Genomic DNA, 11,856 nt, shown 5'->3' with positions numbered 1-11,856 from the left:
CGAGTGGCGCGGCCGGGGCCGTGCCGGAGTCCGCGCTAATTGCGCGCGTCCAGCCACGCTTTGGCCGCGCCGGCCTGCAGGTTCAGGGCCTTGCCGAGGTACGGCTCGGCGGCAGAAGCGATCTTGCCGCCCATGAACGGGATGCTGGAGGTGACCTTTCCGTCCAGTTCGACGACGGTCTCCCCGCCGCGCGCGACGAGCTTCTGCGTGGCCTTGACGTCCACGGGGGCGCCGGCGACGTCGATCGTGATGGTGGCCGTGCGGCTGCCGTCGGCGGCCGGGGCTGACCAGGATTCGCGCTGGGTGACCGTCATGGTGGCGCCGACGAACTTGCGGGCCAGGTCGGGCAGGCGGTCCGTCGGTACGGCGCGCACGACCTTCAGGTCGAAGGCGCCGGTCACCGGGCCCGTGACCTCGAAATCCGTCAGACGACCGCCGGCCTTGGCGCTGACCTCCTGCACGAACTCGCGATCGGCAAAGACCGACGCCACGGCGTCGGCGGGGTAGGGCAGGGTGGTGCTGGCATTCAGGGCCACGAGGCGCTCCTTCGGTCGTTGCGGCGGGCGGGGGCCGCCGGAGCGGATGCATCCCGGCCGCCCGGGTCACTGTCCCCATGCTATGCGAGCGGACGCCGGATTCCGGCACGCGGGACCGTGGCGCGGTAGGCTGGGAGGGCTTCCCCGGTATCGCCGCAGCAGTGCGGGTGCGACTCGTCGTCCCCGCCGGCCGACGATCACCGGGTTTTCGTGTTGCGCAACCTGGCACCTGTGAAAGGCAAAACCCATGTCCCTGTCCGGTCTCCGCGCCGCGCTGTCCGCCGACTCCACGTACGCCAGGATCCGGCAGTATGCGTCGCGCCCCTTCGACTCCCGCAGCCAGAACCTCGAGGTCTCCGCGCCCACAGGCCTGCGCGCCGCGGTCGTCGCCGAGGCCGTCGACGGGCTGGCCGCCGGAGGAGCGGGCGGGGCCGACGCCGTCGTGCTGGCCGTCACGGCCACCGGCCGCGAGACAGAGGACCTCGCCGCCGCGCTGGAGGCCTACCTGCCGGCGGCGTCCATCGCGCAGTTCCCGTCCTGGGAGACGCTGCCGCACGAGCGCCTCTCGCCGCGTTCCGACACGGTCGGCCGGCGGCTCAACGTGCTGCGCCGGCTGGCCCACCCAGACGGCGGCCTCAAGGTCGTCGTCGCCCCGATCCGCGCCGTCGTGCAGCCCCTCGTCGACGGCCTCGGCGACCTCGAACCCGTGCACCTGGCGGTGGGGGAGGACCGGGAGTTCTCCGCCGTCGTGAAGGCCCTGGCCGAGGCCGCGTACTCGCGCGTCGACATGGTGACCCAGCGCGGAGAGTTCGCCGTCCGCGGCGGCATCCTCGACGTCTTCCCGCCCACCGAGGACCACCCGTTGCGCATCGAGTTCTTCGGCGACGAGGTCGAGCAGATGCGCTGGTTCTCGATCGCGGACCAGCGCTCGCTTGACGCCGCCGACGGTGGTGCCCCGAGTGCGCTCTACGCGCCGCCGTGCCGCGAACTGCTCATCACGCCCGATGTCATGTCACGCGCGGCCCGGCTCAAGGAGGCGATGCCGGCGGCCGCCGACATGCTCGAGAAGATCGCCGGCGGCGTCGCCGTCGAGGGCATGGAATCGCTCGCACCCGTGCTCGCCGAGCGCCTCGTCCCGTTCGTGGGACAGCTCCCGGCCAACTCGATCGCTGTCGTGATGGAGCCGGAGCGTGTGCGCTCGCGCGCCCACGACCTCGTTGCGACCAACGAGGAGTTCCTCGCCGCGGCGTGGTCGACGGCGTCCGACGGCGGCAGCGCGCCCGTCGACCTTTCGCAGGCCGCCGGGGTGGCCGAGGCCCTCGACGCGGGCGGCTTCGCCGACCTCGCCGACACGCTGGAGACCGCGCTCAAAGCGGAGGTCTCCTGGTGGGCGATGACCTCGCTCGAGCGGGACGAGGACGTGGTGCTCGACATCGACTCCCTCGCCGTGAACGCCCGCGAGCCGCGCGGCTACCGCGGCGACGTCGCCGAGATGATGGAGTTCATCGGCTCCCGCATCCGGGACGACTGGCGCATCGTCGTCGCCACCGACGGCCCGGGGCCGGCCCAGCGCCTCGCCGAGCTGTTTCACGACGCCGACATCCCGTGCCACCGCGTCGATTCCCTCGAGGCGGAGCCGACGCCCGGGCTCATCGAGATCACGACGGCAGTCGCCGGGCGCGGGTTCGTCTTCGACGGGCTGCGCCTCGGGCTGCTGACGGAGGCGGACCTGCTCGGCCGCTCGAGCGCCTACGCCCACGGCAAGAAGGGCCGCAAGCTGGCCGCCAAGCGGCGCAACGCCGTCGACCCCCTGCAGCTGACCGAGGGCGACTTCGTCGTGCACGAGCAGCACGGCATCGCGCGCTTCGTCGAGCTGATCCAGCGCAAGGTCGGCGGCGCACAGGCGGCCATGCGCGAGTACCTCGTGCTCGAGTACGCGCCGTCGAAGCGCGGCGCCCCGGGGGACCGGCTGTTCGTCCCGACCGACCAGCTGGACCAGGTCACCCGCTACGTCGGCGGCGAGGCGCCGGCGCTGTCGAAGATGGGCGGATCCGACTGGTCCAACACCAAGTCCAAGGCCCGGCGCGCGGTTAAGGAGATCGCCTCCGAGCTGATCCGCCTCTACTCGGCGCGCATGGCCAGCCGCGGTCACGCCTACGCGGCCGACACCCCTTGGCAGGGTGAACTCGAGGCCGCCTTCCCCTACACCGAGACCCCCGACCAGCTGACGACGATCAATGAGGTCAAGGAGGACATGGAGAAGTCGATCCCCATGGACCGACTCGTCTCCGGCGACGTCGGCTTCGGCAAGACGGAGATTGCCGTGCGCGCCGCCTTCAAGGCGGTTCAGGACGGCAAACAGGTCGCCGTGCTCGTCCCGACGACGCTGCTCGCCCGCCAGCACCACGAGACGTTCACCGAGCGCTTCGCCGGATTCCCCGTACGTGTCGAGGCGCTCTCGCGCTTCCAGACGCCCAAGGAGTCCAAAGCGATCCTCGCGGGGCTCGTCGACGGGACGGTCGACGTCGTCGTGGGCACGCACCGACTGCTGAGCGCGACGGTCGAATTCAAGGACCTCGGCTTGGTGATCGTCGACGAGGAGCAGCGCTTCGGCGTGGAGCACAAAGAGGCGCTCAAGCACATGCGTACCAACGTCGACGTGCTCGCGATGTCCGCGACGCCGATCCCGCGCACCCTCGAGATGAGCCTGACCGGGATCCGCGAGACGTCGACGCTGGCGACCCCGCCGGAGGAGCGGCACCCGGTGCTGACGTACGTCGGCGCCTACACCGACCGGCAGGTCACCGCCGCGATCCGCCGCGAGCTGATGCGCGAGGGGCAGGTCTTCTTCGTGCACAACCGCGTCTCGTCCATCGACTCCGTGGCGGCGAAGCTGCGAGAGCTCGTCCCGGAGGCCCGGGTCGAGGTCGCGCACGGCAAGATGAGCGAGGCACAACTCGAGCGCATCATCGTCGACTTCTGGGAGCGGAAGTTCGACGTGCTGGTCTCGACGACGATCATCGAAACCGGCCTCGACATCTCGAACGCGAATACGCTCATCGTGGACCGGGCCGACGCCTACGGCCTGAGCCAGCTGCACCAGCTGCGCGGCCGCGTGGGCCGTGGGCGCGAGCGCGCCTACGCCTACTTCCTCTGGAATGCCGAGAAGCCCCTCGGCGAGGTGGCGCTGGAGCGGCTCAAGGCTGTCGCAGCGCACAACGAACTCGGCTCGGGCTTCCAGCTGGCAATGAAAGACCTGGAGATCCGCGGCGCGGGCAACCTGCTCGGCGGCGAGCAGTCCGGCCACATCGCCGGGGTGGGCTTCGACCTGTACCTCCGGCTCGTCGGCGAGGCCGTCGCGGACTTCCGCGGCGACGCCGAGGAGAAGCCGGTGGAGATGAAGATCGAGCTGCCCGTGAACGCGCACCTGCCGCATGATTATGTTCCCGGCGAGCGGCTGCGGCTCGAGGCGTATCGAAAGCTCGCCGCCGCGATCGACGGCGACTCGATCGATGCCGTCGTCGAGGAGCTCAAGGACCGCTACGGCGAGCCGCCCGCCGCGGCGCAGAACCTGATTGCGGTGGCCAGGTTCCGGGTCAGGGCCCGGGCGGCCGGCCTGACCGACGTCGCCAGCCAGGGCAATTTCGTCAAGTTCGCCCCGGCCGACCTGCCCGAGTCCAAGCAGATGCGCATGGCGCGGATGTACAAGGGTGCTCAGGTCAAGCCGGCGCTGAACAACGCCGTGCTGCTCCCGAAGCCCAAGACCGCGCCGGTCGGCGGCCGGGATCTCGCCGACGGGGAGATCCTCGACTGGGCCACCCAGGTGCTTGCCGCCCTCTTCGAGGGCTGACACGCCCCGTGTCCGTCCGCGCCGGACGGCTCCGGCGGACTAACCTGAAAATGCAGGAGCGGCGTGTTCTTCGGGCCACGCCACGGCGTGCGGAAGAGGGGAGTGCGATGGTTCCGAAACGTGTCCGGTGCTTCGTCGCGGCGGCGGTCCTCGCCCTCGCCCTGAGCGGGTGCGGGCTCTCCGGTATGGGGGCCGATGAGCCCGCGGCCGGCCCATCGTCGACGCCTGAAACGGAGCCCCCGCCTGCTTCCGAACCGGCGCCCGACTCCGAGGAGAAGGCGCTCGAGACGGCACGACTCCAGGTGGCTCAGTACGACTACGCGGCCGCCCTCGAGACCGTGGAGGGACTGGAGGGCGAGATGGCCGAGGCCGTGCGCGCCGACGTGAAGGAGCAGCAGGGCCGGGCGCGCGAGTGGCCGGACAACGCGACCGTGCCGCACTTGTTCTTCCACTCACTGATCGTCGACCCCGAGCGCGCCTTCGCCCCCGGCCCCAGCGCGCAGGGTTATGACGATTACATGGTTACACTCGACGAGTTCGAGGCTGTGCTCGCCTCTCTCTACGAGCGCGGCTACGTCCTCGTCGACCCGCACGACCTCGCCACGATGCGGGACGGGGTCATGACGGCAAACCCGATCCTGTTGCCCGAGGGCAAGAAGCCTCTCGTCCTGTCCCAGGACGATGTCAACTACTACGAGTACATGACCGGCGACGGGTTCGCGACCGACCTGGCGCTCGACGACGACGGTGCCGTCACCAGCACGTACATCGACGCCGACGGCGAGGTGCATCGGGGCGCTTACGATCTGCCCACCGTCGTCGACGCCTTCGTCGCCGAGCATCCCGACTTCTCCTACCGCGGCAGCAAAGGCGTCCTCGCGGTCACCGGATACAACGGCGTGCTCGGATACCGGAGCAGTGCGACCGAGTACGGCACCGGCGCGGCCACACGGAAGGCCCGGGCCGAGGCGAAGAAGGTCGCGACGGCGCTCAAGGATTCCGGCTGGATGTTCGCGTCCCACACGTGGGGGCACCTCGGCATGACGGACGCGTCGATGGCGCGCATCACCCGCGACGCGGAGCGCTGGGACGCGGAGGTGCGGCCGATTATCGGAGACACCGACCTGCTGATCTACCCGTTCGGGGCCGACATCAGCGGTGTGCCGGCCTATTCCGGGGCGAAGTACCGGTACCTCAAGTCGCTCGGCTTCGACTACTTCTTCGGCGTCGACGCCACGAGAACTCACTGGGTCCAGCAAACCGACGACTACCTGAGGCAGGCGCGCATCAACGTCGACGGCCTGACGTTGCGGGCGGAGCTCGAGGGCAAGCGCGACGTCCTCGGCGCTTTCTTCGACGTCGAGGACGTCTACGACTCGGCTCGTCCGGACTAGTCGACCGTCTCGACGCCGTCCTTGCCGCCCCATTCCGAGAGGAACTCCTCGCGGGTGAGGTTCTCGAGGTCGCGTCGCACCAAGGCGAGCAGACCCTCGGCCTCGTCGATATTGTTGCCGGTCACGCGCAGGACTTCGGCGTCGTTGTCGATGCGTCGGACGACGACGGTCGCGCCCAGCGCGTCCGAGCCGTCCCCGCCGAGGAACGCGTCGGCGATGCCCGCGAACCAGCGGCCGGCCGCCTTGAAGGGACCGTCGGTGGCCTGTTCGTAGCCGGCGTCGTAATTCTCGGACGCGTGGTGCTCCTCAGGCTGTGCGGACGATGTCACAATGTTCCCCTTCCTCACACGGACCCGGGTTCGCGGGCCTGCCTCCAGTCTATGGCCGGAACGGGGAAAGGGGGAGCGTGTTAACGCCGAAGGGGCCCGCGATGTCAATCGCGGACCCCAAAGTCAGACATTGTTTCTAGGCGGTGCCGTTGTCGTGCTTGGAGACCTTCGACGCCGCTTCGCGGACCTTCTCGGCGACTTGAGGAGACTTCTCCTTGACGTAGGAGGCGACCTGCGGGGCCTTCTCCTCGACGGCGGACGTCACGCGCGAGACCTGCTCCTGCGTGCGTGGATCGTCCCACAGCTCGGAGGCCTTGTCTCGGATGGCCTCGTACTTCTCGCGACCTGCCCGTGCGCCCAGCACGTACCCCAGGGCGGCGCCGGCAAGAAAGGTCAGAATGCGCATGGTGGCCTCCTAAAGACCTAGCGGGTCAACGGCGCGAACTGCAACCGTGTCGCCCCTACAGTAGGCACACCTGATGTGCCGGGCGCAACAGAAGACGCGTTAGCGCTGTTCCTGCTGCTCGGCCTTGATCTCGGAGCGACCCATGATGCCCTGCGGGATCAGGAAGGCGGCCGTGGCCAGGACCAGGCAGGCGATGCCCGGGAGCCAGGCGTTCTCCAGCGTCCAGAAGCTCAGGGAGTAGAGGGACCCGAGGAACAACGCGAACATCACCACGAATGCGGCGACGTTCGAACCGTGGTTTCCCTGGCCCGAGTAGGCCTTGTTCTTGCCGTCCGAGTACACTGTCACGCTCCTTGTATGGCCCGACCCCGTCCATCCGGGTGGGCGCCGACCTGTGCGGTCGCCTAGTAGGCGGCCGAAGATTGTTCGCCCTCTACAATAGCAACTCCGGAGCTCGCCCCGAGCCGCGTTGCGCCGGCCTCGATGAACGCCTGCGCGTCCTCGAGCGACCGGACGCCGCCGGAGGCCTTGACGCCGAGATCCGGGCCGACCGTCTCGCGCATGAGCCGCACGTCCTCGACCGTCGCGCCGCCGCCGCCGAATCCGGTCGACGTCTTGACGAAATCGGCGCCGGCCGCCACCGAAGCCCGGCAGGCCAGGACCTTCGCCTCGTCCGTGAGCATGGCGGTCTCGATGATGACCTTGAGGATCGCGCCGCCGGCGTGCACGGCCTCGGCGACCGCGCGGATGTCGGCGACCAGCGCTTCCTCGTCGCCGCGCTTCGCGGCGGCGATGTCGATCACCATGTCGATCTCGTCGGCGCCGGCCTTGATGGCCTCCGCCGCCTCGAAGGCCTTGACGGAGGTCAGGGTGGCGCCGAACGGGAAGCCGATCACGGAGCAGGTCAGGACGTCTGAGCCGCTCAGCGCGCGCGCCACCGCGGGCACCCACACGGGGTTCACGCAGACGGATTTGAAGCGGTACTCTTTGGCCTCGGCGGCCACCTTCAGGACGTCCTCTTCAGTCGCGTCCTGCTTCAGGAGCGTGTGGTCGATGTAGCTGGCGATGTTCGTCATGGTTCCTTTCAAAGGGGTTCGTGGCCGGGGCTCACGCGTTGAGCGCTGCGGCAATATCGTTCTTCACGGCGGCGAGCCGTTCGCCGGCCCGCTCGCGGGCGGCGGGCAGGTCGGGCACGGAGGCGACCGGTTCCACCACTTCGAGGTAGGCCTTGAGCTTGGGTTCCGTCCCGGACGGGCGCACGATCACGCGCGAGTCGTCCCCGCTGACATACAGCAGCGCGTCGGTCGGCGGCAGGTCCCCACCCGTGCCCAGGTCCTGCGCCCGGGTGATCGGGGATCCGGCCAGCGACGACGGCGGCGCCGCGCGCAGGCGCGCCATCATCTCTCCGAGCCGGGCCAGGGAGTCGACGCGGACCGAGAGCTGGTCGGTCGCGAAGAGGCCGTGCTCGACGGCGAGCTCGTCCAGCCGCTGCGGAAGCGACCCGCCGGAGGCCTTGAGCGAGGCGGCCAGGTCGGCGAGCACGAGCGCGGCGGACATCCCGTCCTTGTCGCGCGCCAGGTCCGGGGCGACGCAGTAGCCGAGCGCCTCCTCGTACCCGAAGGTCAGGCGCGGGACTCGGGAGATCCACTTGAACCCGGTCAGTGTCTCGTGATGCTCGATCCCGTGCGCTGCTGCGATACGGCCGAGCAGGCGCGAGGAGACGATCGAGTTCGCGAACACCGGCGCTGCTGCGCCGTCGTCGTTGCCCGCGGCGAGGCCAGAGGCGATGCCCGAGGCGACGTGCGAGCCGAGCAGCGCACCGACCTCGTCCCCGCGCAGCATCCGCCACCCGGAGCCCGGGACGTCAACCGCGGCGGCGCAGCGGTCGGCGTCCGGGTCGTTGGCGATCACGAGGTCGGCGCCCACGCGCTCCGCGGTCGCGAGAGCCAGGTCCATGGCCCCCGGCTCCTCCGGGTTCGGGAAGGCGACCGTCGGGAAGTCCGGGTCTGGTTCGGCCTGCTCGATCACGGGGGTGACGTGGGAGAATCCGGCACGGTCGAAGACACCCAGCATCGTCGCGGAGCCGACGCCGTGCAGCGACGTGAGCACGATACTCGTCGCCGAACGCTCGGCGCGGTTGGCCTCGGTGGCGGGGGAGAGGGCGACGACGGCGCCCGCGTACTCGTCGGCGATCGACTCCGGCAGCACCGTCCATCCGTCGTCCGCGAGCTGGATGGCCGCCAGCGGGCCGTCGTAGTCGATCTTCGCGGCGATCGCCGCGTCGGCGGGTGCGACGATCTGCGCGCCGCGGCCGGCGTCGTCGACCGCGCGCCCGCCGAGGTAGACCTTGTAGCCGTTGTCCCGGGGCGGATTGTGGCTCGCGGTGACCATCACGCCCGCTTCGGCGTCGAGCGCTCGGACCGCGTAAGCCAGCACGGGCGTGGGCAGGGCCGAGGGCAGCAGGAACGCGTCGATCCCCGCGGCGGTGAAGATCGCCGCGGTCTCCTCGGCGAAGACGTCCGAGTTGTGCCGAGCGTCGTAGCCGATCACGGCGCGCGGGGCGTAGGCGCCGGCGGCAATGCCGAGCAGGTGCGCGGCCAGTCCGGCCGCGGTGCGGCGGACAACAACCCGGTTCATGCGGTTCGGCCCGGCACCGAGTTCGGCGCGCAGGCCGGCGGTGCCGAAGGCGAGGGTCGTGGCAAAGCGGGACGTCAGGTCTGCCCGGGCGGCGGCGTCGCCGGCCTCGGCGGCCTCGAGCACCCGGGCGAGATCTGCCGCCGTCGTGCTGTCAGGGTCTTCCCCGATCCAGCGGCGGGCTTCGGCGACCAGATCCACGGGCGGGTAGGTGCGGGCGTCGTTGGAGGCGCTCATGTCCGCCCCTAGGCTCGCTCGACGATGCTGGCCAGCAGCTTCGAGATCCGCGGCCCGGCTGCCTGCCCCGCCTCGAGGACCTCTTCGTGGCTGAGCGGTGCGTCGCTGATGCCCGCGGCGAGGTTGGTCACGAGCGAGATGCCGAAGACCTCCAGGCCGGCGTGGCGCGCGGCGATGGCCTCGAGGGCCGTCGACATGCCGACGAGGTCGGCGCCGATGGCCTTCGCGTAGCGGACCTCGGCCGGGGTCTCGTAGTGCGGGCCCGTGAACTGGGCGTACACGCCCTCGTCGAGGCTCGGGTCGACCTCGCGGGCGATCGCGCGCAGCCGCGGAGAGTAGAGGTCCGTCAGGTCCACGAACGTGGCACCCTCGAGGGGGGACGACGCGGTGAGGTTGATGTGGTCGCTGATGAGGACGGGAGTCCCGGGGGCCCAGGCCGGGTTCAGCCCGCCGCAGCCATTGGTCAGCACGAGACTCGCGCAGCCGGCGGCTGCGGCCGTGCGGACGCCGTGCACGACGGCGCGCACGCCGCGGCCCTCGTAGTAGTGGGTGCGCGCGCCGAGGATGAGCAGCCGCTTGCCGTCGCCGGTCAGGATCGAGCGGATGGTCCCGACGTGGCCGACGACCGCCGGTGCATGGAACCCGGGCAGGGTCGAAGCGTCGAGGGTGTGGGTCGTCTCGCCTAGCAGGTCGGCCGCGCCGCCCCAGCCGGAGCCCAGGACGAGGGCGATGTCATGCGATTCGACGCCGGTCTGCTCGGCGATGGCGGCCGCGGCGCGGGCCGCGAGGTCAAAGGGGTCCTCAAGATTTTCACTCACGAGCCCTAACCTACCCGCAATGAGGGGCTTCGGCACGTGGGCTCGGGACAGGAAATGTGCCGCTTTTCACCTCGATCGGCGTGCAACCGGGGCGGCTCTGGGGGAGAATGGCCGCGTGACCTCATCGCATACTCTGATCAACACCCGCCTCGTCATCCTCGGCGGCGGCCCCGGCGGCTACGAGGCCGCCATGGTGGCCGCGCAGCTCGGTGCCAACGTGACCGTCGTCGAGCGCCAGGGCATGGGCGGCTCCGCGGTTCTGACCGACGTCGTTCCCTCCAAGACCCTGATCGCGACCGCGGACGCCATGCGCCGCGTCGGCACCGCCGTCGACTTCGGCGTGCGGGTCGGGGCCGACGAGGCGACGGCGGATCTCGGCCTCGTCAACGAGCGGCTGCTCAGTCTGGCCCGCAGCCAGTCCGACGACATCCACGCCGGGCTCGAGCGCGCCGGCGTGAAGGTTCTGCCGGGCGCCGGCCGCCTGCTCGACAACCGCACGGTTGAGGTCACCGCGGACGACGGCGGAGTCCAGACCATTGAGGCCGACGCCCTCCTGCTGGCCGTGGGCGCGCACCCCCGGGAGCTGCCGACGGCCAAACCGGACGGCGAGCGGATCTTCAACTGGACGCAGATCTACCACCTGCAGGAGATCCCGGAGCATCTGATCGTGGTCGGTTCGGGTGTCACGGGTGCCGAGTTCGCCTCCGCCTACAACCTGCTCGGCACCAAGGTCACCCTGGTCTCCTCGCGCGACCGCGTCCTCCCCGGCGAGGACGCCGACGCGGCGAACGTGCTCGAGACCGCGTTCGAGCGCAACGGCATCACGGTGAAATCCCGCGTGCGTGCCGAGGCGGTGGACCGCGACGGAGACGTCGTCAAGGTGACCCTGTCCTCCGGTGAGGTCCTCGAGGGCAGCCACTGCCTCGTCGCCGTCGGCGGCATCCCGAACACGGCCGACATCGGTCTCGAAGAGGCCGGCGTGCAACTCACCGACGCGGGCCACATTAAGGTCGACGGCGTCTCCCGCACGACCGCGCCGAACGTCTACGCCGCCGGTGACTGCACGGGCGTCTTCGCCCTGGCCTCGGTCGCGGCCATGCAGGGACGCATCGCGATGGCGCACCTGCTCGGCGACGCCGTGAAGCCGCTCAAACTCACTGAGGTCTCGGCCAACATCTTCACCTCCCCGGAGATCGCCACCGTCGGCGTCTCCGAGCAGGAAGTCGCCGAGGGCAAGTATCAGGCCGACATCATCAAGCTGAACCTGGCGACCAACGCCCGCGCGAAGATGATGAACGTGCAGGAGGGCTTCGTGAAGATCCTCGCGCGCAAGGGCTCGGGCACGGTCATCGGTGGCGTCGTCGTCGCACCGCGAGCCTCCGAGCTGATTTTCCCGATCGGCCTCGCCGTGCGCAAGCGCCTGCACGTGGACGATCTCGCTGAGACGTTCACCGTCTACCCGTCGCTGGCCGGATCGATTTCCGAGGCGGGACGCCGCCTTCACGTGCACCTTTAGAGGGTGCACCCCCTGGCGCCGCGTTGCGTCCGGGGGCCGCAGCGGCCCGTCCACCCACGCCGGGTGGGCGGGCCGTCGTCATGCCCGGCGGTGTGACGCAGGACACGGCGCGTCGCCGCGGGGTGTCCACTATGTG

10 protein-coding genes are annotated in these 11,856 nt (G+C 70.3%); 3 read left to right on the top strand and 7 right to left on the bottom strand.

The window, feature by feature from the left end:
* Positions 1–35: 35 nt before the first annotated feature.
* A complete protein-coding gene (locus EV380_RS08110; protein ID WP_102159141.1) occupies positions 36–536 on the bottom strand; it encodes a DUF2505 domain-containing protein in 501 nt (166 codons plus the stop codon).
* Positions 537–783: 247 nt separating this feature from the next.
* On the opposite strand from EV380_RS08110, the gene mfd reads away from it, so the two are divergent.
* Positions 784–4,386 carry a transcription-repair coupling factor gene (gene mfd / locus EV380_RS08105; protein WP_130450591.1) on the top strand — a complete coding sequence of 1,201 codons (3,603 nt, stop codon included), beginning with the start codon at positions 784–786 and terminating at the stop codon, positions 4,384–4,386.
* Between the two features lie 107 nt (positions 4,387–4,493).
* On the top strand, positions 4,494–5,780 hold the full coding sequence (locus EV380_RS08100; protein ID WP_130450589.1) for a polysaccharide deacetylase family protein: 1,287 nt from the start codon (positions 4,494–4,496) through the stop codon (positions 5,778–5,780).
* Here EV380_RS08100 and EV380_RS08095 read toward each other — a convergent pair.
* The 6 genes from EV380_RS08095 to EV380_RS08070 all read right to left on the bottom strand — a co-directional run bounded on the left by EV380_RS08095 (position 5,777) and on the right by EV380_RS08070 (position 10,204).
* Positions 5,777–6,109, bottom strand: coding sequence for a hypothetical protein (locus tag EV380_RS08095; RefSeq protein ID WP_102159138.1), 333 nt, complete (start codon positions 6,107–6,109; stop codon positions 5,777–5,779). The two genes, EV380_RS08100 and EV380_RS08095, sit on opposite strands and share 4 nt — an antisense overlap.
* Positions 6,110–6,245: 136 nt before the next feature.
* Positions 6,246–6,515 (bottom strand): YtxH domain-containing protein, encoded by a 270-nt coding sequence (locus tag EV380_RS08090; protein ID WP_102159137.1) that lies wholly within the window; start codon positions 6,513–6,515, stop codon positions 6,246–6,248.
* A gap of 99 nt (positions 6,516–6,614) precedes the next feature.
* Entirely contained in the window at positions 6,615–6,863 is a 249-nt protein-coding gene (locus EV380_RS08085) for a hypothetical protein (protein WP_308409794.1), read from the bottom strand.
* 56 nt (positions 6,864–6,919) lie between these two features.
* Positions 6,920–7,591 carry a deoxyribose-phosphate aldolase gene (gene deoC, locus EV380_RS08080; protein WP_130450587.1) on the bottom strand — a complete coding sequence of 224 codons (672 nt, stop codon included), beginning with the start codon at positions 7,589–7,591 and terminating at the stop codon, positions 6,920–6,922.
* Between the two features lie 31 nt (positions 7,592–7,622).
* A complete protein-coding gene (locus EV380_RS08075) occupies positions 7,623–9,386 on the bottom strand; it encodes a phospho-sugar mutase (RefSeq protein ID WP_130450585.1) in 1,764 nt (587 codons plus the stop codon).
* Positions 9,387–9,394: 8 nt separating this feature from the next.
* The gene (locus tag EV380_RS08070) at positions 9,395–10,204 is read right to left on the bottom strand and encodes a purine-nucleoside phosphorylase (protein ID WP_130450583.1); all 810 of its coding nucleotides are present in this window, start codon (positions 10,202–10,204) and stop codon (positions 9,395–9,397) included.
* A 115-nt stretch (positions 10,205–10,319) separates the two neighbouring features.
* Between EV380_RS08070 and EV380_RS08065 the strand changes: the two genes are divergently transcribed.
* The gene (locus EV380_RS08065) at positions 10,320–11,720 is read left to right on the top strand and encodes an NAD(P)H-quinone dehydrogenase (protein WP_278030542.1); all 1,401 of its coding nucleotides are present in this window, start codon (positions 10,320–10,322) and stop codon (positions 11,718–11,720) included.
* Positions 11,721–11,856 lie beyond the last annotated feature (136 nt).

The sequence above is a fragment of the Zhihengliuella halotolerans genome (assembly GCF_004217565.1).
Lineage (GTDB): Bacteria > Actinomycetota > Actinomycetes > Actinomycetales > Micrococcaceae > Zhihengliuella > Zhihengliuella halotolerans.
This window is presented reverse-complemented; position numbering and strand designations above follow the sequence as displayed.

What these genes read in the sequence shown, in the direction of transcription:
- deoC (WP_130450587.1), bottom strand. Translation starts at nt 7,591, where the DNA reads ATGACGAACATCGCCAGCTACATCGACCACACGCTCCTGAAGCAGGAC.
- EV380_RS08090 (WP_102159137.1), bottom strand. Translation starts at nt 6,515, where the DNA reads ATGCGCATTCTGACCTTTCTTGCCGGCGCCGCCCTGGGGTACGTGCTG.
- EV380_RS08075 (WP_130450585.1), bottom strand. Translation starts at nt 9,386, where the DNA reads ATGAGCGCCTCCAACGACGCCCGCACCTACCCGCCCGTGGATCTGGTC.
- mfd (WP_130450591.1), top strand. Translation starts at nt 784, where the DNA reads ATGTCCCTGTCCGGTCTCCGCGCCGCGCTGTCCGCCGACTCCACGTAC.
- EV380_RS08100 (WP_130450589.1), top strand. Translation starts at nt 4,494, where the DNA reads ATGGTTCCGAAACGTGTCCGGTGCTTCGTCGCGGCGGCGGTCCTCGCC.